This window comes from Halomonas salipaludis, from assembly GCF_002286975.1.
Taxonomy (GTDB): domain Bacteria; phylum Pseudomonadota; class Gammaproteobacteria; order Pseudomonadales; family Halomonadaceae; genus Franzmannia; species Franzmannia salipaludis.
Genome location: NZ_NSKB01000001.1, coordinates 307,584 through 328,043, shown reverse-complemented (window position 1 = coordinate 328,043; position 20,460 = coordinate 307,584). Strand labels below are relative to the sequence as shown.

General features: G+C 66.2%; 17 protein-coding genes. 6 read left to right on the top strand and 11 right to left on the bottom strand.

Annotation, left to right across the window (positions count from 1 at the left end; all coding sequences use genetic code 11):
• Positions 1 to 22 precede the first annotated feature (22 nt).
• The 4 genes from CK498_RS01660 to CK498_RS01645 are packed head-to-tail and all read left to right on the top strand — an operon-like array spanning position 23 to position 4,728.
• Entirely contained in the window at positions 23 to 970 is a 948-nt protein-coding gene (locus CK498_RS01660; protein ID WP_095619115.1) for an ABC transporter permease, read from the top strand.
• Positions 967 to 2,883: a dipeptide/oligopeptide/nickel ABC transporter permease/ATP-binding protein gene (locus CK498_RS01655; RefSeq protein ID WP_095619114.1), complete on the top strand. Its 1,917-nt coding sequence runs from the start codon at positions 967 to 969 to the stop codon at positions 2,881 to 2,883. Before CK498_RS01660 ends, CK498_RS01655 begins: the two co-directional genes overlap by 4 nt.
• Entirely contained in the window at positions 2,876 to 3,895 is a 1,020-nt protein-coding gene (locus CK498_RS01650) for an ABC transporter ATP-binding protein (protein ID WP_095619113.1), read from the top strand. Before CK498_RS01655 ends, CK498_RS01650 begins: the two co-directional genes overlap by 8 nt.
• A complete protein-coding gene (locus tag CK498_RS01645; RefSeq protein WP_095619112.1) occupies positions 3,892 to 4,728 on the top strand; it encodes a FadR/GntR family transcriptional regulator in 837 nt (278 codons plus the stop codon). The genes CK498_RS01650 and CK498_RS01645 overlap by 4 nt, the downstream gene beginning before the upstream one ends.
• Here the strand turns inward: CK498_RS01645 and CK498_RS01640 are convergent.
• Entirely contained in the window at positions 4,725 to 5,753 is a 1,029-nt protein-coding gene (locus tag CK498_RS01640; RefSeq protein WP_217987671.1) for a zinc-binding metallopeptidase family protein, read from the bottom strand. The two genes, CK498_RS01645 and CK498_RS01640, sit on opposite strands and share 4 nt — an antisense overlap.
• 142 nt (positions 5,754 to 5,895) lie before the next feature.
• Here CK498_RS01640 and CK498_RS01635 point away from each other — a divergent pair, with 142 nt between their 5' ends.
• The gene (locus CK498_RS01635; protein WP_095619110.1) at positions 5,896 to 7,605 is read left to right on the top strand and encodes a SulP family inorganic anion transporter; all 1,710 of its coding nucleotides are present in this window, start codon (positions 5,896 to 5,898) and stop codon (positions 7,603 to 7,605) included.
• Positions 7,606 to 7,641: 36 nt separating this feature from the next.
• Here the strand turns inward: CK498_RS01635 and lhgO are convergent, their stop codons facing one another.
• Positions 7,642 to 8,838 carry an L-2-hydroxyglutarate oxidase gene (gene lhgO, locus CK498_RS01630; protein WP_095619109.1) on the bottom strand — a complete coding sequence of 399 codons (1,197 nt, stop codon included), beginning with the start codon at positions 8,836 to 8,838 and terminating at the stop codon, positions 7,642 to 7,644.
• A gap of 126 nt (positions 8,839 to 8,964) precedes the next feature.
• On the opposite strand from lhgO, the gene csiR reads away from it, so the two are divergent.
• Positions 8,965 to 9,663, top strand: coding sequence for a DNA-binding transcriptional regulator CsiR (csiR, locus tag CK498_RS01625; protein ID WP_095619108.1), 699 nt, complete (start codon positions 8,965 to 8,967; stop codon positions 9,661 to 9,663).
• A 3-nt stretch (positions 9,664 to 9,666) separates the two neighbouring features.
• On the opposite strand, the gene sugE is transcribed toward csiR, so the two are convergent.
• The 9 genes from sugE to CK498_RS01580 all read right to left on the bottom strand — a co-directional run bounded on the left by sugE (position 9,667) and on the right by CK498_RS01580 (position 20,453).
• Entirely contained in the window at positions 9,667 to 9,987 is a 321-nt protein-coding gene (gene sugE / locus CK498_RS01620) for a quaternary ammonium compound efflux SMR transporter SugE (protein WP_095619107.1), read from the bottom strand.
• 189 nt (positions 9,988 to 10,176) lie between these two features.
• A complete protein-coding gene (locus tag CK498_RS01615; protein ID WP_095619106.1) occupies positions 10,177 to 12,018 on the bottom strand; it encodes a protein kinase domain-containing protein in 1,842 nt (613 codons plus the stop codon).
• A gap of 11 nt (positions 12,019 to 12,029) precedes the next feature.
• The gene (locus CK498_RS01610; protein WP_095619105.1) at positions 12,030 to 13,256 is read right to left on the bottom strand and encodes a 2-oxo acid dehydrogenase subunit E2; all 1,227 of its coding nucleotides are present in this window, start codon (positions 13,254 to 13,256) and stop codon (positions 12,030 to 12,032) included.
• Between the two features lie 16 nt (positions 13,257 to 13,272).
• On the bottom strand, positions 13,273 to 14,250 hold the full coding sequence (locus tag CK498_RS01605; RefSeq protein WP_095619104.1) for an alpha-ketoacid dehydrogenase subunit beta: 978 nt from the start codon (positions 14,248 to 14,250) through the stop codon (positions 13,273 to 13,275).
• Position 14,251: 1 nt separating this feature from the next.
• The gene (locus tag CK498_RS01600) at positions 14,252 to 15,454 is read right to left on the bottom strand and encodes a thiamine pyrophosphate-dependent dehydrogenase E1 component subunit alpha (protein ID WP_229358923.1); all 1,203 of its coding nucleotides are present in this window, start codon (positions 15,452 to 15,454) and stop codon (positions 14,252 to 14,254) included.
• Between the two features lie 266 nt (positions 15,455 to 15,720).
• Positions 15,721 to 17,394, bottom strand: coding sequence for a methyl-accepting chemotaxis protein (locus CK498_RS01595; RefSeq protein WP_095619103.1), 1,674 nt, complete (start codon positions 17,392 to 17,394; stop codon positions 15,721 to 15,723).
• Between the two features lie 173 nt (positions 17,395 to 17,567).
• Positions 17,568 to 18,287: an ABC transporter permease gene (locus CK498_RS01590; RefSeq protein ID WP_095619102.1), complete on the bottom strand. Its 720-nt coding sequence runs from the start codon at positions 18,285 to 18,287 to the stop codon at positions 17,568 to 17,570.
• A complete protein-coding gene (locus CK498_RS01585; RefSeq protein ID WP_095619101.1) occupies positions 18,284 to 19,276 on the bottom strand; it encodes an ABC transporter ATP-binding protein in 993 nt (330 codons plus the stop codon). Before CK498_RS01585 ends, CK498_RS01590 begins: the two co-directional genes overlap by 4 nt.
• Positions 19,266 to 20,453 carry an ABC transporter permease gene (locus tag CK498_RS01580; RefSeq protein ID WP_095619100.1) on the bottom strand — a complete coding sequence of 396 codons (1,188 nt, stop codon included), beginning with the start codon at positions 20,451 to 20,453 and terminating at the stop codon, positions 19,266 to 19,268. Before CK498_RS01580 ends, CK498_RS01585 begins: the two co-directional genes overlap by 11 nt.
• Positions 20,454 to 20,460 lie beyond the last annotated feature (7 nt).

Here is a 20,460-nt window from a genome sequence, read left to right as displayed (position 1 = left end):
CCACGCCAAGCGGAGTGATGACATGCATCTCTACGTACTGCGCCGCCTGCTGATGACGGTGCCGGTGCTGCTGGGGCTGACGGTGATCGTGTTTCTGATCATGTCGCTGATCCCCGGCGACCCGGCACTGGCCATCCTTGGCTCCTACGCCACGCCGGAGAACCTGGCACGGCTGCGCGCCAACCTCGGCCTCGACCTCAGCCTGCCGCAGCAGTACTGGGTGTGGCTGACCAATATCCTGCAGGGCGACTTCGGGCGCTCCTATCATCTCAACCGGCCGGTACTCGATGAGGTGCTGGAGCGCTTCGGCGCGACCCTGATCCTGGCCGGCACCTCGCTGGCGCTGTGCGTGGTGATCGGCGTGGTTGCCGGCATCGTCTCGGCGGTGCGCCAGTACGGCTGGGCCGATCGCATCATCACCCTGCTGGTACTAATCGGCATCTCGGTGCCGGCCTTCTGGCTGGGCATGCTGATGATCCTGCTGTTCGCCGTGGAACTGCGCTGGTTTCCGGTCAGCGGCATGTATTCGATCTACGGCGGCGGCGACCTGCCCGACCTGCTGCGCCATCTGGTGCTGCCGGCCATCGCCCTGGCGGTAGTGGCGGCGGGTGTGATTGCGCGACTGACCCGTTCCAACATGCTCGAGGTGCTACGCCAGGACTATATTCGCACCGCCCGCGCCAAGGGCCTCGACGAGAATCGCGTGATCCTCGGCCACGCCTTCAAGGTGGCGCTGGTCAACCTGATCCCGGTGATCGGCGTGCAGGCCGGCTTCGTGATCGGCGGTGCGGTGTACATCGAGACGGTGTTCCAGTGGCCCGGCATCGGCCGCATGCTGGTCACCGCCATCTCGACCCGCGACATCCTGCTGGTCCAGGGCGGCGTGCTGGTGGTGGCCGCCAGCTATGTGCTGTTCAACCTATGCGCCGACCTGCTGCAGTACTGGCTCGACCCGAGGATCAAGGCATGATGGCATTCCTCAAACTGCTGGCGCGCAACCGCCTGGCGGCATTCGGTGGCCTGCTGCTGCTCGCTCTGGTGCTGCTGGCGCTGGTCACCCCGCTGCTGCCGCTGCTCGAACCCAACGCCACCAATCCCGCCAACCGCCTACAACCGCCGCTCGCCGAGGGCCACTGGCTGGGTACCGACCAGCTCGGCCGCGATATTCTCTCGCGGCTGCTATGGGGCCTGCGGGTCAGCCTCGCGGTGGGCATCGCCGCCTCGCTGGTGGCGGCCTTTATCGGCTCGCTGATCGGGCTGGTATCGGGCTACTTCGGCGGGCGCACCGACAACGTACTGATGCGCGGCATCGACATGCTGATGGCGTTCCCCTATATCCTGCTGGCGCTGGCCATCGTCGCGGTGCTGGGGCCGGGGCTGATGAACGCCCTCTACGCCATCGCCATCGTCAATATCCCGTTCTTCGCGCGCAACATCCGCGGCGCCACGGTGAGCATCGCCCACCGTGAGTTCGTCGACGCCGCGCGGCTGTCGGGCAAGGGCGACCTGCGCATCCTGCTCAGCGAGATACTGCCCAACGTGCTGCCGGTGATCGTCATCACCCTCTCCACCACGGTGGGCTGGATGATCCTCGAGACCGCCGGACTGAGCTTCCTCGGCCTCGGCGCCCAACCGCCCCAAGCCGACCTCGGTTCGATGCTCGGCGAGGGCCGGCGCATGATCATCAACGCCCCGCATGTCGCCACCCTGCCAGGGATCGCGATCTTCCTGCTGGTGATGAGCATCAACCTGCTCGGCGACGGCGTGCGCGACGCCCTCGACCCGCGCCTCAAGTCCGGCGCGCTGTCGCGCCCGGCGCCGCAGACCCGCCTGCGCCGTCGGCGCCATGCCAAGGTCGATGACGCGGTGCGCGTGCCCAACCAGGCACCGGCGCTGCTCGAGGTCGACGACCTGCACACCGATTTCGAGGTCGGCCGCGACACCTACCGTGCCGTCAACGGCGTGAGCTTCGCCCTCGAGCCCAACGAGTGCCTGGGACTGGTCGGCGAATCGGGTTCCGGCAAGTCGGTCACCGCGCTGTCGCTGCTGGGCCTGGTGGCCTCGCCGCCGGGCGTGATCAGCGGCGGGCGCGTCGAGTTCGAGGGTCGCGACCTGCTCGACCTTGGCATCCGTGAGCTGCGCAAGGTGCGCGGCAACCAGGTGGCCTACGTGTTCCAGGATCCGCTCTCGACCCTGCATCCGCTGATCAAGGTCGGCGAGCAGCTGGTCGAGGCGATTCGCACCCATCAGCCGCTGTCGCGCCAGGCCGCCCATCAGCGTGCCGTGGCGCTGCTCGGCCAGGTGCGGATCCCCAACCCCGAGCGCCGCGCGGCCCAGTACCCCCACGAGCTTTCCGGTGGCATGCGCCAGCGTGTCGGTATCGCCATGGCGCTGGCCAATGATCCGCAGTTGATCATCGCCGACGAGCCGACCACGGCGCTGGACGTCACGGTTCAGGCGCAGATCCTGGCCCTGCTCAAGCGGCTGCGCGAGGCGCAGGGCACCGCGGTGCTGTTCATCACCCACGATTTCGGCGTGGTTTCGCAGATCTGCGACCGCGTGGCGGTGATGTACGCCGGCCGCATCGTCGAGGTAGGTCCCACGCAGGAACTGCTGGCCAATCCGCGCCACCCCTACACCCGGCGGCTGATCGACTGTGTGCCCCGCCTCGGCGACCCCGACCACGAGCCGGCGGCGATTCCCGGTCTGCCACCGGCGGCCAACGCCCTGCCAGAAGGCTGCGCCTTCGCCGAGCGCTGCGACCTGGCCGAGCCGCGCTGCCGCGAGGGGGACATCGCCCTGATCGCCAGCGACGCCCAGCGCCAGGTGCGCTGCATCAAGCCGCTGGCCAACCGCACCACGACCGGAGCTGCCCATGCCTGAACCGCTGCTCGACATCACCGGGCTGACGCGCACCTTCGGCGGTGGCCGCAGCCTGCTGGGCGTGGCCAAACCGGGCGTGCACGCCGTGCAGGGCGTCGACCTGCAGGTGGCGCGCGGCGAGACCCTGGGCATCGTCGGCGAGTCCGGCTGCGGCAAGTCGACCCTGGCGCGCATGCTGGTCGGGCTCGACACCCCCACTGCCGGCCAGGTGCGTTTCGCCGGCGAAGACCTGCAAACCATGCGCCGCCACGACCGTCACGCGCTGTCGCGACGCATCCAGTACGTCTTCCAGGACCCGCTCAGTTCGCTCAACCCGCGCATGCGTATCCGCGATATCCTCGCCGCCCCGCTCAAGCACTTGCGTGGCCTCTCGGGCCGGGCGCTGGACGCGCGCATCGCCGAGCTGCTCGAGGTGGTCAATCTGCGTCCCGAGTTCGTGAGTCGCTATCCCCACGAGTTTTCCGGCGGCCAGGCCCAGCGCATCGGCATCGCCCGGGCGCTGGCCGCCGAACCCGAGGTGCTGGTGCTCGACGAGCCGGTCTCGGCGCTGGATGTCTCGGTCCAGGCCCAGGTGCTGCAGCTGCTGCGTCGGCTCAAGGCCGAATTCGACCTCACCTACCTGTTCATCAGCCACGACCTGTCGGTGGTCGAGACCATCAGCCAGCGCATCGCGGTGATGTACTTTGGGCGGGTGGTGGAACAGGCCCCCGCGCGCCGGCTGTTCAGCGAGCCCGCCCACCCCTATACCCGGCTGCTGCTGGGCAGCGCGCCGGTACCCGGCGGGCCGCCCATCGTTGCCGAGTCCAGCGCCGCCGAGCTGCCCGATCCGCTCGACCCACCGCCCGGCTGCGCCTTCGCGCCGCGCTGCCCCAAGGCCCGCGATGACTGCCGCCAGGCACCGCCTGCGCTGAACGCGCTTGACCAATATTCGCATCGCGCCGCCTGCCTGTACCCCGAGCGGGGGCCATGGCAGGCTAGCGCCTCGACCAACACCACGCCGGGAGCACCATGAATTCGTCATCGCCCGCCGCTGCTCCGCGCCGCAAGCGCACCCATGCCATCGCCGAGGCGCTCAAGGACTATATCGCCGAGCACGGCCTGACGCCCGGCGAGCGACTGCCCCAGGAGCAGCATCTGATCGACGCCCTGGGCGCCTCCAAAGGTACCATTCGCGAGGCGCTGCGCGCCCTCGAGGCACAGGGCCTGATCCAGACCCGCACCGGCCCCAAGGGCGGCGCCTTTATCGCCGAGGTCAGCGCCAACCGCAGCATGGAGCTGCTCGGCAACTACTTCTTCTTTCGTCCGCCGACCATTCACGACATCTACGAGGTACGCAAGCAGCTCGAGCCAGCGCTGGTGGCGAGCATCGCCGGCCGGCTTGACGCCGCGGCCTTCGCCGGCCTGGAGGCGGTGATGGCCTACTACGACCACCCGCCGGCCACCCTCGAGGAGGAGCGCACCCAGCGTCACAAGGAGCTCGAATTCCACCTGCTGCTGGTCGAGCACTGCCCCAATCCACTGCTGGCACTGATGTGTCGCTACCCAATTCGGCTACTGATGAACCACACCGTCTGCCAGCGCATCTATCAGCAGCCCTACCCGGAGCTACGCCAGCGCGGCCACGACTACCAGCAGCAGCTGATCGCCGCGCTGCGCGACGCAAACGCCGAGCGCGCCAGCCGTGTCATGGCCGAGCATATGCGTGCCGCCCAGGCGCTGATGGAGACCCGCGAGGCGATGCTGGAGAAGACCTTCTTCAAGGCCACCGGCGCGGCCAGCACTCCCAGCCGCGAATACCTGGCGCTGCAGGGCCACTGGCCGGGCAGATCAACGCCCGACGCTTAGCCCTGCGGCGCCGGCAGCCAGGCGCTGACCAGCCGACTCAGCGCCAGCAGCGAGTCGCGGTGCACCCGCTCCCAGCCATGGGAGGCATCGGCGCCGAAGCAGGCCAGCGCATTGCGTACGTCGAGGCCGGCCTTGGCCGCAGCGTCGCCGTCACAGTAGTAGTAGGGAAAGCAGTCGCGGGTAAAGGGGATCTGCTGCTCACGACACAGCGCAATCAGCCGCCGGGTCGCCACGGGATGCAAGGGCCCCAGCGAGTCGAGCATGGCGATGGTCACCCCGTGGTGGCAGACGTTCTGGCCCTCGCCCTGGGCGGCGATATCCAGGTTGAGCACCTCGTCGATGCCGTCGAACATCACGTGGCTGATACCCACCCCGAGCTCCTCGGCACAGGAGAACACCAGCCGCACGTCGTCGGGCAGGCCAACCGCGCGAATTGCCGCCAGCAAACAGGCGATGGCTGCTTTGTTGTCGAGATGGCGGGCATTGACAAAGCCGCTCTCGGTGACGCTGGGCTGGCTGTCGACGCTGACCAACGCGCCCACCTCGATACCCTGCTCACGCAGCGCCGCCGGAGCGGTCTCGACCAGATCAAGGCGCAGCTCGATATGCGCCCAGTCCGCCGGCAGGCGATCGACCGCCTCATTGTAGACATGCCCCGACGCCTTGATCGGCAGCAGGGTGCCGGTCGCCAACACCTCTCCTACTTCGTCATGCAGCTTGACCCGCGCGCCGTCGGCAAAGCGTGCATTCCACGAGCCGATCGGGCGTACCGCCAGCCGGCCGTTGTCCTTGAGTCGCACCACCATCGCACCCAGGGTATCCATGTGTGCGGTAATCGCCCGCCGCGCTGCGCCGCCCGGCGCCTCGGCCAGCAGGTCACCGCGGGCAGTGCGCCGGGTCACCACTCCCAAGCGCGTGAGTTCATCCGCCAGGTGGTCGGCGATCGCGGCGGTATGCAGCGATGGCGAAGGTATCGCCAGCAGCGCCAACAGCTGCTTCTCGAGGTAGTGAGTATCCAGTGACATCGGCATCTCGCATCAGGGACCTGTTATGACGCATGTTACCTGCTAGCCGTCGCTTAGCGATCAACATCCTGGTTGATTTCCGGTAACCTTGATTGTTTATCAGACTCATCAATGCCATATCGCCTTCCGACACGGGCCCGTGATGCTCAAGCGCTACCTGCCGATTCTCACCTGGCTGCCCCACTATCACCGACGGCTGTTAGGCGCCGACCTGCTGGCCGGCATTATCGTCACGGTGATGGTGATCCCACAGTCGCTGGCCTATGCGATTCTCGCCGGCCTTCCCGCGGTGGTGGGGCTTTACGCCAGTATCCTGCCCCAGCTGGTCTACTGTCTGTTCGGCACTAGCCGCACCCTGGCGGTGGGCCCGGTGGCGATCATCGCGCTGATGACCGGTGCCGCGCTGTCGGCGGTGGCCAGCCCCGGCAGCCCGGAATACCTGCAGGCGGCGCTGGTGCTGTCGCTACTGTCGGGGGGCATGCTCGCCGTCATGGGGCTGATGAAACTGGGGTTCTTTACCAATTTTCTCAGCCACCCGGTGATTTCGGGTTTTCTCACCGCCTCGGGGATCCTCATCGCCGCCAGCCAGCTGGGCAGTATGCTGGGCATCGACAGCAGCGGTTTCACGCTGCTCGAGCGCCTTATCACCCTGGCACCTAATCTTACTGACGTGCACGTCCCAACCCTGGCCATCGGCCTGGGCACCCTGGCCTTCCTGGTGCTGATGCGCCGCTACGGCCGCGATGCACTGCTGCGCCTGGGATTGATGCACGGCCTGGCCGACCTTCTGGCCAAGGCCGGGCCGGTGTTCGCGGTGGTCGCCACGACGCTGGCCAGCTGGCATTGGGAGCTGGCCGCGGGCGGCGTGGCGGTGGTCGGCGCCATCCCCCAAGGGCTGCCGCCGCTGACCCTGCCGTTCAGCGAGCTGTCGCTGTGGCGGGCACTGCTGATCCCTGCCCTGTTGATCAGCCTGGTGGGCTTCGTCGAGTCGATCTCGATGGGCCAGATGCTGGCCGCCAAGCGGCGCCAGCGGATCTCGCCCAACCAGGAGCTGATCGGCCTCGGCGGTGCCAACCTCGCCGCCGGTTTCAGCGGCGGCATGCCGGTCACGGGCGGGCTGTCGCGCACCGTGATCAACTTCGATGCCGGTGCCCAGACCCCCGCCGCCGGCGCCTTCGCCGCACTCGGCATCGCCCTGGTCACGCTGTCGATGACCTCGCTGCTCTACTACCTGCCGATCGCCACCCTGGCCGCGACCATCACGGTCTCGATCCTGACCCTGGTGGATATCGACATGCTGCGCCAGACCTGGCGCTACTCGCGCAGCGACTTCGCCGCCATGGCGGTGACCATCCTGCTGACTCTGGTCGAGGGCGTGGAGGCAGGCATCATCGCCGGGGTCGCACTCTCCATCGGGCTATTCCTGTATCGCACCAGCCGCCCGCACAGTGCACTGGTCGGCCGCGTGCCCGGCACCGAGCACTTCCGCAACCTGACCCGCCACGAGGTGGAAACCGCCAGCCACGTCGCCCTGCTGCGCATCGACGAGAGCCTCTACTTCGCCAACGCCCGCTATCTCGAGGATACCGTCTACGACCTGGTGGCCAGCCGGCCCGAACTGGAGCACGTGGTACTGATCTGCTCGGCGGTCAACCTGATCGACGCCTCGGCGCTGGAGAGCCTCGACGCCATCAACGCGCGCCTCAAGGACTCCAACGTCACCCTGCATCTGGCCGAGATCAAGGGGCCGGTGATGGACCAGCTCAACCGCAGCCACTTCCTCGACGAAATCACCGGCCGCGTGTTTCTCAGCACCTACGCTGCTTGGAGTGAGCTTGGCCAGCGCGACTAGCGGCCGCATGGCCCGGTACGGCGACACCTTCTCGACTCAGGCGTCCACCTGGGCACGCACCTTGTCGACGATATGTGCACCGATCGGCAGCGCCGAGGTGGCCGCCGGCGACGGCGCATTGCAGACGTTGACCGTGCGCTTGGTATTGACGAACAGGAAGTCGTCGATCAGCTTGCCCTCCCGCGACACCGCCTGGGCGCGCACTCCCGAGGGGTAGGGGCCCAGGTCGTCCAGGGTCAGGCTCGGGCAGTACTTGCGCACCTCCTCGAGATAGCCCTTGCGAAAGAACGAATTCTTCATCTCCACCAGCCCCGGGCGCAGGTTCTTGCCCAGCGCCTTGAGAATGCCGGGGTTGGAGAACATCCTGGCCATGTCGAGCAGCGACACGTCGGACTTGCGATAGCCCTCGCGCTTGAGTGCCAGCACCGCGTTGGGGCCCACCGTGACGCTGCCGTCGATCATGCGCGTCAGATGTACGCCCAGAAACGGCATCGAGGGATCGGGAATCGGGTAGATCAGGTGCTTTACGATGGCGTTATGGGTGGCCGGCAACCGATAGTATTCGCCGCGGAACGGGCAGATGGTGAAGCCTGGGTTCTTGCCCAGCATGCGTACCAGGCGGTCGGCCATCAATCCGGAGCAGGACACCAGGTAGCGGCTGACGAACTCGCCCTGGCGGGTCTTTAGCACCACCTCGTGGGGGCGCTCCTCGATGCCGGTGACCTCGGTGGCGAATTGCAGCTCACCGCCCTGGCGCTCGAACTCGGCGGCCATGGCCCGCGTCACCTCGGCGTAGTCGACGATGCCGCTGGACGGCACCAATATCGCCCCCTCTCCAACGATATTGGGCTCCCGCTCACGCAACTCGGCGCCACTCAGCCAGTAACGCTCCAGGCCGTTGGCCTCGGTGCGCTCCCATAGCGCCTGCATGCGCTCCAGCTCCAGTGCGTTGGTGGCCACCAGCAGCTTGCCGCAGGTGTCGTAGGCGATCCCGTGCTCATCGCAGAACGCCTTGGTGGCGCGGTTACCGGCCAGGCAGAAGCGCGCCTTGAGGCTGCCCGGCGTGTAGTAGACGCCGGCATGGATCACGCCGCTGTTGTGCCCGCTCTGGTGGCGCGCCGGCCCCTCCTCCTTGTCGAGCAGCAGCATGCGACGACCAGGATAGACGCGGTTGAGCTGCATGGCCGTGGAGAGCCCGAGAATCCCGCCGCCGATGATGATGAAATCGTACACGCGCGCCTCACGCTAGGCTGAATGTTGACATTACTGGATAATATCAGCTTCCAGGCGAATATTTCGCCAGCTCCGCGCGGTTTGAGTATCATCCGGGGCAGTATCGTCACTCAGCCAAGGACCGCCATGCCCTCGACCACGGACAGCCAACCGCGCCAGAACCTCGCCATCAGCGCCTATCAAGGCCTCAAGCGCGATATCACCCGCGGCCAGTTCCGCCCCGGTGAGAAGCTACTCATGAGCACCCTCAAGGAGCGCTATGGCCTTGGGGTGGGGCCGCTGCGCGAAGCGCTGTCGCAGCTGGTGGCGGAGCGTCTGGTGGTCGCCATCAGCCAGCGCGGCTACCGGGTCGCGCCGATGTCACTGGCCGAACTCCACGACCTCTACGACGCCCGCTCGCAGCTCGAGGCCATGCTCTTGCGCCTGGCCATCGAGCGCGGCGACGATGCCTGGGAGGCCAATATCCTGGCCAAGGCCCACACCCTATCGCGGGTCATGGAGGTCAACGGCCCGGACGAGGTGCTCGACGTCTGGGACAGCCGCCACAAGGCGTTTCACACCGCCATGGTGGCCGGCTGCAACTCCCCGCATCTGCTTCAGGTGCGCGACAGCCTGTTCGACCAAGTCGAGCGCTATCGCCATCTGTGGCTGCGCGAGACGGTGTTCTCGGAAAGCGCGCTGGAGGCCAAGCGTCAGGAGCACGCTGCGCTGGTCGAGGTGGTGCTGGCCCGCGATGCCGAGCGCGCCAGTGCGATGATGTGCGAACACCTTATGACGCCGGTGCCGATCATCACCGACACCATGCGTCGCCAGGGCTTGCTGTAACAGCTAACTGGCCAGCTTGAGGCCTATTAGTCCAGCCAAAATCAACACCAGGCTGAACAATCGCCAGGGGCTGGCGCTGTCGCCGTAGATCACGATGCCCAGCAGCACCGTGCCCAGCGCTCCGATTCCCACCCAGATGGCATAGGCGGTGCCCACCGGCAGGCTCTTCATGGCCAATGAGAGAAGATAGAAGCTCGCCGCCATGGTGACCACGGTAAACACGCTGGCCAATGGCCGGGTGAAGCCGTGGGAGGCCTTGAGCCCCAGCGCCCAGGCGACTTCCAGCAGCCCTGCCGCCAGCAGGTATATCCAGGCAATATGCATGAACGATGACTCACGTCGGGCGGGGCCGTCCCCGAAACGGCAGGCACGCGCCGGGTCGTCCCGGGCGTGAGAATGCAGTTAGCGAGCCATTCTAGCCCCTGGGCCGAATCGGTCAACGCCCCTGGGGCAGCGCGCCTAGCGAGGGACGCCGGGGACAGGTCGTAGAGGGGGCGTAGACCTGTCGACGGATCAGTCCCGAGCGGGAACGCTCCTACCATGGCTCTCGGCACGCGGGTTAGCCGGATAGTAGCGCTCGGGCAGGCGTTCGATATGGGTAAAGAAGCGAGTGTCCTTGTAGGGCATCTTCATATAGCCCGATACCCCGAGCCCCTCGATCTGATCGACCGCCGCGAGCATCGTTGCCAGCAGCTCGGCGAAGGTGCGCTCCTGCGTGGGATCGAGCAGCCGATAATAGCTGTGTATCTTGAGATGGGTGGGCAGCGCCTCGAAGATGATCATGCCGGTATGGCGAATGCCGTTGAGCGCCTCCAGCGCATTGATGATGGTCGCCGGCAGTACCAGCAGCTCCTCAGGGTCGGGGCCATCCTCGAAGTAGGAGTGCACACGACTCTCATCCTCTAGCTCGGGTACCGCGCTGACTTCATAGGGCAGCGCCATGCCCGGCTCGGCACGAAACGGCTGATTGGGTTCGGCGCGGTCGATATGCAGGGTATCGCGGGCGTTGAACAGGCAGCTCTTGAAGATGCCCTGGCGGTAGATGGCCCGGGCCAGCTGGACCATGGCGTTGACCGCGCTGACGAAGGCGTCACGCCGCGACGGATCGTGGAGATTCAGCGAGGTGTCGATATAGACCCCATCGCGCTCCCAGCGCACCGCCAGGCCACCGACCACCGGATAGCGCCCCAGCCGGCTGACCGCCGACAGGAAGGCCTTCTCGGTGTCACCCATGCCCTGCATGAACTGCTTGTAGTAGCGATCGAGCTGCACATCGTTGACCTCGCTCGGCGAAGCCAGTGCCCCCTCCTCACGCAGAAACGCGCGCCGCGAGCTGTACACCACGGTATCGATGTCGCGGTCGGCACGCCGGCTCCACACCGGTACCAGCGGCGCCGGTGGCGAGCCTGGCAGGTCGATCAACACGTGGCGCGCCAGGCGCGGCATCTCGCTTAGGAAGTAGTCGCCGGCACGGCGGCGCAGCGCCGGGTCGTCATCGAGCAGCGCCTCGAGCACCCGCGCAAACTCCCGCGGCAGCCCCAGCGAGGTCGGCGGCATGGCGCGCCAGGCGAAGCGGCACGACTGCCCCGCTGCCAGCGCATACAACGTGGCTGCCGCGCCCTGCTCATCGAAACGCGGCGACGACAGCGCACCATTGAGCTGCTCTTCGCCAATGAAATAGACATCGCCCAGCCGCGCATTGGTCTGCTGCATTCCATCGGCCATCAGCGCGCTGATCCCCTCGCCGAGAAACTGCAGCTCGGCGTCGAGCTGGGCGAACACCGACGAGCCCCAGTCGATCAGCGCGACGCGCTCGCTGGCGGCATCGAATACCAGGTTCGAGGGCTTGATATCGCCGTGCACCACCACCCGCGACCCGCCGCGCAAGGCGCGCAGGATATCCGCCAGTTGCGCGGCAATATGCACCACCAGGCGTGGGCTCAGCGGCCCCTCGCGTAGCGAGACCTCCTCGAGGTTGAGCCCCGGGGCGCGCTCCATGACCAGGATCGACTGCTGGCGCACGCGTTGAAAGGCCACCAGCCGTGGCACCTGCGGATGCGCGACCTGCTCGAGCATGAAGGCCTCCTCCTCGAGGCGCGCCTTGAGGTGTACCGACAGCGTGATGCGGTTGAACTTGAACACCAACCAGGCGCTGTCTAGCGCCTGCGGCCGGCCGGCGAAGACGAAGCCGTAGGCACCCTTGCCAATCAACTCGATGTCACGATATCCGAGCTGCTCGAGCTGCGAGCGACATAGCGCCACCCACTCCTTGAGCTTGCGCGCATCGTCGTGGCTGAGCAGATAGATCGACTGCTCTTCGGGAATGTAGAACTGCTGCAGCGGCGCCTGGCTCATCGAGTGCGGCCTCAGCCGAGATGCAGCAGCATCGATTCCGGCGCTTCCAGATAGCCCTTCCACGCCTGGCAGAAGCGTGCCATATCGCCGCCGTCGAGTACCCGGTGGTCGCCGGCCCAGGTTACCGTCATGATCGCCCGTGCCACCACCGCACCATCCGCATCGAAGCGCGGCAGGTGCTGTACCCGCCCGATGGCGCCGATCGCTACCTGAGGCGCGCTGATGATCGGCGTCGCATAGGTGCCGCCCAGCGCCCCGATATTGGATAGCGTGATGGTCGCCCCCCTGAGATCGTCGCCGCCCACTCGGCCGTCGCGGGCGGCCTGGGTCAAGCGCGCGATCTCGCCGGCCAGCGCCAGCAGGCTGCTGCGCTCGACGTGGCGCACCACCGGCACGATCAGCCCCGTGGGACTGTCCACCGCCATGCCGATATGGCAGTGCTGATGAAAGTGCACCTCGTCGGCGTCCAGCCGATAGCCGGCGTTGACGCGCGGATGCTCGCCCAGCGCCAGCGCCAGGGACTTCATGAACAGCGCCATCAGCGTCAGCCGCTGGCCTCGGGCATCCGCCGTGGCCTTGAGCCGCTGGTGCAACGCCAGCAGCGCGGTGACGTCGATCTCCTCGCCATAGTGGAAATGCGGAATCGACACCGCCTCGCGCATATGCCGCGCCATCGCCGCACGCAGCCCGCTCTGTTGCTCGACGCGTACCGCCGTTTCGCTGCTCACAGCGGACCGGGACGCCGCCCGCTGAATCGCCTGCAGGTCCTCCTTGAGGACCCGGCCATCCTTGCCGGAGCCCACCACTTCGCTCAGCGCCACGCCCAGTTCCCGGGCCAGGCGTCGCACCGCAGGGCTCGCCGGGGTCCGCTGCGCGGCCGCCGGCAATGGCTCACTCGCCCCGGCACTGGCCGATTCGGGCGGCAGCGAGGTCGGTCCCACGTCAGGCGACGCAGCGTTGCCTTCCGCTTCAGCCTCGGCCGCAGGCTCGGCTTCCGCCTGCCCGGCGGGTCGATAGCTGAACAGCGCCGAGTGCACCCTGGCGCTCTCGCCCTCGGCGTAATGCAGTGCGGTGACCCGGCCGCTCTCCGGCGCAGTGATCTCGACCAGCGCCTTGTCGGTCATCACCTCGACCACCGGCTGGTCCTCGTGGATCGCGTCGCCCTCACCCACCAGCCACTTGACCACTTCACACTCGACGATGCCCTCACCGATATCGGGCAGCTTGAATTCGCTCATCACACGACTCCCATCCCTAGAAATTGACGCTGGCACGGATCGCCTCTAGCACCTTGAGGGCATCGGGCAGGTACTCCTTTTCCAGGGTCAGCGGAAACGGCGTATCCAGCCCGGTGACCCGGGCAATGGGCGACTCCAGATACAGGAAGCAGTGCTGCTGAATGGCCGCGGCGATCTCGGCGGCAAAGCCGCCGGTGAGCGGCGCCTCATGGCTGATCACCAGGCGCCCGGTCTTGAACACCGATTCGGCCACGCAGTCGCGATCCCAGGGCAGGATGCTGCGCAGGTCGATCACCTCGCAGGAGATACCGTCGCGCTCGGCGAGCTCGGCGGCCTCCTCGATGATCGGCATCTGCGCGCCCCACGCCACCAGGGTGAGATCGGCCCCCTCCTTAACCACCTCGGCCTCGCCCAGCGGTAGCTGGTAGTCGCCCTCGGGTACCTCGCCGCTGGAGGCACGATAGAGGCGCTTGGGTTCGAAGAACAGCACCGGGTTGGGGTCGCGGATCGCCGCCAGCAACAGCCCCTTGGCCTGGTGCGGGTTGCGCGGCACCACCACCTTGAGGCCCGGGGTGTGGGCGAAGTAGGCCTCCGGCGACTGCGAATGGTAGTGGCCGCCGGAGATGCCGCCGCCGTAGGGGGTGCGAATGGTCAGGCCGCCGACGTTGAACAGATTCCCCGAACGGTAGCGGAACTTGGCACTCTCGTTGACGATCTGGTCGAAGGCCGGATAGATGTAGTCGGCGAACTGGATCTCGGCCACCGCCCTGTGGCCCTGGGCCGCCAGGCCGTTGGCGAAGCCGACGATACCCTGCTCGACCAGCGGCGTATTGAAGCAACGCGCCTTGCCGTATTTCTCCTGCAGGTGGCTGGTGGCTCGGAACACCCCGCCGAAGCTGCCTACGTCCTCGCCGAAGCAGATCACCCGGGTGTCGCTTTGCATGGCGATATCCAGCGCCTGATTGATCGCCTGCAGCATATTCATGTGCGCCATGTCACCGCCCTCCCGCCGCTGACCCAGCGACGCCGTCGAGCCCGGCCGCGCCGCGCGGATACTCCTCGGGGTAGCGGCGCACATGCGCTTCCAGCGCTGCCAGCTGCTCGGCCAGGGCCGCCGGCACTGCGTCGTAGACGTCGCTGACCAGGCTGGCCAGCGGCGGCGGTGGCTGGCGCTCGGCGCGCTTCATGGCGGCCAGCACCTCGTCGCGCAGCTGCTCCTCGCGCCGGCGCTCCTCGTCGTCGTCCCACCAGCCCTGGCGCTCGAGCCAGTGGCGCATGCGCGCCAGCGGGTCCTTCTCACGCCACGCCGCCTCCTCCTTCTGGCTGCGATAGCCGGAGGGATCGTCCGACGATGAGTGCGCCGCCAGGCGGTAGGTCATGGCCTCGATCAGCACCGGCTTGTTGTCTTCGACGGCGAGCCGCCGCGCCTCCAGCGTGGCCTGGTAGACCGCCAGCAGGTCGTTGCCGTCGACGCGGATCACGTGCATGCGATAGCCAAAGGCTCGCGGGGCGATGCCGTCAGCGGCGAACTGCTCGCAGGTCGGGGTGGAGATGGCGTAGCCGTTGTTGCGACACAGAAAGATCACCGGCACCTGATGCACCGAGGCCATATTGAGGGCGGCATGGAAATCCCCCTCGGAGGCGGCCCCTTCGCCGAAGAAGGTGATGGTACAGCGCCCTTCACCATCCAGCTTCTGGCCATAGGCGTAGCCCACCGCCTGGGGAATCTGGGTCGCCAACGGCGAGGAGATGGTCATGTAGTGGTACTCGGCGGAGCCGTAGTGGATCGGCATCTGGCGGCCCTTGCCGTAGTCCAGGGCATTGCCGAACAGCTGGTTCATGAACTCGTCGATGGAGAAACCGCGATAGGCCAACGCGCCCTGCTCACGGTACTGCGCCATGATCATGTCGTCATCCTGCAGCGCCGCCGTGGCACCGACCACGGTGGCCTCCTCGCCGGTGCACTGCAGGTAGAAACTCAGCCGCCCCTGGCGCTGGGCGGCGAGCATGCGTTCGTCGAGCACCCGCGTGAAACGCATCGCGCGGTAGATGCGCAGCGCCTTGTCGTGGCTCAGTTCCGGAGCCGCAGCGCCGTCATGCAGCGTGCCGTTCTGGCGCAGCAGCGCAAAGGTCGGAATCTGCCATTCATCACCGGTCATGAAGTGCGGGACGTGTGTGGTAGAAGTGTCGCGATTCATGATCCTCTCCCTGGGGTAGTGGTCGGAGGAGACGCGTCGCCTTGTGGGCGCGGCCGTTGGGCGGTGGGATCTATGCTCCTGATCTCAAGGTAGCTGCTCGGCGTCATCTCACCCATATCTGGATCAACGCTATCATCAGTTTACGTTAACGTCACCAAGCGCGATGTTACATTGAGCTTGCCTATGCTGATCCAGCTGCTGTCCAGCCCTATGCGCTACCCCGCACAGCGGCAGGGTAGCGCGATACGCCAGATGGTGGTGAACGCTTAGAAAGTGTCCCACTCCGGAGTGGAGCGAGATGACACTTGCCTAGCGTCCGTTACGCTTGCGTCTGGCTGCTGCAAGCGCGGAGCCACGGACGCATTGGCCAGTGTGGGAGTGCTGTGCTGGGCGGCACGGGTAAGCCGGAAGGTGGCGACAAGCTCGGCCAGGGAGCTGGCTTCATGCTGCAGCGATGCCGACGCCGTGCTGGTCTCCTCGACCAATGACACGTTTTCCTGGGTCGCGGAGTCCATCTCGGTCACCGCCGTGCTGATCTGGTCGATGCCGGTCTCTTGCTCTTTAGCCGCTAGCGCCAGTGCCTGCATCATGTCATTGACCCTTGTCACCGCCTGATTGATGCCATCCATGCTTTTGCCATTCTGCTGGGCCTGATTGGCGCCTTCGATGATACGTTGGGAGATGTCTTCGATCATGTGACGGATCTCTTTCGAGGAGTCAGAGGTTCGAGTCGCCAACGAGCGGACTTCGCTGGCGACGACTGCGAACCCACGGCCGTGCTCACCCGCCCGGGCCGCTTCGACCGACGCATTCAAAGCCAGTATGTTGGTTTGGAAGGCGATCGAGTCGATGACCTGAATGATCTCGTTGATGCGTTTCGAGCTCTCTTCCAGTCCATGCATCAGTTGGCTGGTCTGGTGTGACGTTTGCTGGCCGCTTTCGGCCTTGCGCGAGGCCTCCTGGGTCAGGCGTTCGGCCTGGCTCGCGGTCTCGGCGTTTTGGCGAACGATGGAGGATATCTCGTCCATGCTCGCCGCGGTTTGCTGTAGCGCCGCGGCCTGCTGCTCGGTACGCGATGCCAGGTCCTGACTGCCACTGGCAATTTGCTGCGAACTACTGGCCACCGCTTCGCTACTCTGGTGCAGTGTGCCGATCATCTCTTCGAGGCGCTCCTGCATGTTAGCCATCGCAGCATACAAGCGTCCCATCTCATTATGCCCTTTGGCATCTATATCGCTGGTCAGGTCGCCTTTGGCGATGTTTTCACAAACTTGTACGGCACGCTGTAACGGTGAGACCAGTAACCGATTAAGCAAGCGCTGCATCACCAAATAAAGCCCGACGGCAACCACTATTAGCACCGCTACCGTTATCAATAAGATCTGTCCATCTCTGACACTATCGGCATGTACCCGATTGCCTCTTTCCAGGGCATAACGATTAAACACGTCAATGGCTTCGCTAAAGGCAGGAAACCGCTGGTTAATAGGGTCGAGTTGGCGCTCGATGGCGTCGAACCGGGCGCTGTCGAGATCGCCACGCAGCGCATCACTAACGACATACCGGTATCCATCCACTATGTTGTCGATCAATATCCGCCGTTCGGAGCCTTCGGGCAGCGTGACATTGGCGAGCGACTCGATCCGCGCATCACTTCTGGAGAGTGCCTGGAGCGCTTCCTCTAGCGCGACCTGCGCCCTTTCAGGCCGGTCGCTACGGTAGTGCTGTACCATCCTTTCCAGCCGCACACGCACTTCCATCAGGTTGGTTTCCGCCCGGTTGGCAGCGCTCGCCTGCTGGGCGCTGATCTGGTTGATTTCAGTCAGCACCTGAGCCGATTCACGCTCTGCCATCATACCCATACCGCCCAGTAACACGATCATGCCAAGCAATAACAAGAGAGGGATCGCCACCATCTTCTTTACTGATATGTTTTCCATTGAACTATCTCCACCTATTCCCCATACGCCTGCATGGCGCATTGACAAGGAAGGGAGAAATTAGCAATTTTTAATTCAATGAAATATTATAAACAGCCCGCCTTTTATTGCCGACATTCTTGCCAAGCAACTGACAGCCGAGGTATATGATGAAGGGTTGCCAATAGCAGGGGCTAACGTAACTGCAGCCGCTCGAAAAGGCTATCCACGCACAGCGCCAGCAGCGCGATCAGCAGCGCGCCTTGCAAGATGAACGCCGTATTGCCGTTGACGATGCCGGCGATGATCGGGTCACCCAGGGTCCGCGCGCCGATGGTCGAGCCGATCGCCGCGGTGGCGATATTGATGGTCACCGAAGTGCGAATGCCGGCCAGGATTACCGGTCGTGCCAGCGGCAGTTCCACCTGCCACAGAATCTGGCGCCCCGACATGCCCATGCCGCGCGCCGACTCCATCACCCCTGGGGCAATGCCTTGGATCCCGACCAGGGTATTGCGCACGATCGGCAGTAGCCCGTAGAGGATCAGAGCGACGATGGTCGGCTGGCTACCGAAGCCGAGTACCGGCACCGCCAGCGCCAGCACCGCCACCGGCGGAAAGGTCTGGCCGATCGAGGCCAGCTGGCTGACCAGGGGCAGGAAATCACGCCCCCATTGGCGGGTAACCAGGATCGCCGCCCCCATGCCCACCACGATGGCGCACAGCGAGGCTACTCCGACCAGCAGCAGATGGTTGGCGACCAAGCTGGCGAAGCTGTCGCGCTGGTAGATCACCGCACGCGTGTCCGGGGCGACCAGGCGGAAGACCTCCTCGAACAGCGGCATCAGCAGCATCAGAGCCGCCAGCAGTAGCGCCCAGGCCAGCGGCGCACTCAAGCGTCGCGCCAGGCTCATGAGTTCGCCCCCCTCGCCACCACGACATCGCGCAGCGAGAGGCTGCCGACCATCTGCCCTTCGACATCGTTGACCAGCAGGCTGTCGACGCCGTGCCACAGCATCAGTGACAGCGCCTGGCGCAGGCTGTCGTCGGCGGCAACGCTCAGCGTCTCCAGCGCCTGATCGCCTCGCTGGGCGTCGCTGAGCGGGCGCATGCGTTCGGCCACGCGGGTCAGCGCGGCGTGCTTGAGGCCACGGTCGCGCCCGCCCAGCAGCGACTCGACGAAGGCATCGGCCGGCGCCTGAAGCAGCGCCTCGGCACTGCCCTGCTGGACGATACGACCGGCATCCATGACCACGATACGGTCGGCCAGCTTGAGCGCCTCGTCCATGTCGTGGGTGACGAAGACGATGGTCTTGTGCAGCCGCGACTGCAGCCGCAGCAGCTCGTCCTGCAGGCTCTCGCGGGTGATCGGGTCGAGCGCACCGAAAGGCTCGTCCATCAGCAGAACCTCGGGATCCGCGGCCAGGGCCCGCGCCACGCCGATGCGCTGCGCCTGGCCGCCGGAGAGCTGGTGAGGGTACTTGCCGGCAAACTCGCTCTCGTCGAGGCCCAGCAGTGCCAGCAGTTCACTGACGCGCGCGGCAATGCGCGACGCCGGCCAGCGCAGCAGACGCGGCACCAGGCCGATATTGCGCGCCACCGTCCAATGCGGAAACAGCCCGGTACTCTGGATGGCGTAGCCGATTCGCCGCCGCAGACGCTGCTCGTCGAAGTCACGGATCTGCTGGCCGTCGATGCGGATCTGCCCGGCAGTGTGCTCGATCAGGCGATTGATCATGCGCAGCGTGGTCGACTTGCCGCAGCCGGACGTCCCCACCAGCACGCACAGCTCGCCGCGGGGAATGGCCAAGCGGATGGCATCCACCGCAGTGACATCGCCGAAGCGCTTGGTGACCGCATCGAGCTCGATCTTGGCCGCTGCCGCTTGTCTTTCATCCGCCATGGGCTGTGTCTCCTCGTCCCTGAGATCGGCGCAGCTGCTCGGCCAGGGCGCTGAACGCGCCATCCACCAGCAGTGCGATAAGGATGATCGGCAAGGCGCCCAGCAGCACCAGGTCCATCGCTGCCTGACCCAGCCCCTGGAAGATGAAGGTGCCCAGCCCGCCGGCGCCGATCAGCGCCGCCACCGCGGCAAGGCCGATGGCCTGCACCGCGGTGATGCGGATGCCCTCCAGCATCACCGGTAGCGCCAAGGGCAGCCTCACCTGCCAGAACACCTGCCCCGGGCTCATGCCCATGCCGCGGGCGGCGTCGGTGACATCGGCGGCCACCTCATCGAGGGCCACGTAGGCGTTGCGGGTCATCGGCAGCAGGCTATAGGCGACCAGGGCGATCAGCGCTGGCGCCCAGCCGATACCGCGAACCCCCAGATCTCCCAGCCAGGTAAAGCGTGCGGCGAGGTAGGCCAGTGGCGCCAGCAGCAGCCCGAACAGCGCCAGGCTGGGAATGGTCTGCAATACGCTGAGGACGCTGAAGGTGCCGCGCTGCAGCCGCGACCAGCGGCGCATGGCCAGCGCCAGCGCGGCTGCCAACAGCAAGCTGATGCCGACCACCGCCGCCACCAGCACCAGGTGATAGCGCAGTGCGGCATGAAAGGTGGCACTGCGGCCATGGTACTCACGCATCAGCGCCAGGCTGTCGAGCCCACCGCCAGCCAAGGCGGCGAACAGCGACAAGGCCAACACCAGCGTCAGCCCCCAGCGCGGCAGCGGCCCCAGCGCCAGGCGGTTGAGCAGCTCCAGCAGCGCCAGCAGCAGCACGAACAGCAGCGCCCACAGGCCAGCGCCGAGGCCGATCCTGGCCGACGCCATGTCGGGGTCGATCTGCTCGGCCGCAACCGCCACCAGGCCCCACGGCAGCAGCGCCAGGCACAGGCCAACCAGCGCCAGGGCCGTCGCCAATGCACGCCGTGTGGGCCGCCACGCCAGCCAGGCCAGGGCGGCGAGCAGGGTCAGCACGGCGGCCACCGCCAGCGGCCCACCCAGGGCCCATAGCGTCAGGCCCTCTCCGGGCATGATGCGATTGGGCTGCACGCTGATCAGCGGCAGGCCGAGCATGACCGATGCCGCCAGTGCAGTGAGCACCAGCAGCACCGGATTGGGCGCCGCGGCGGGCGACATCACATCA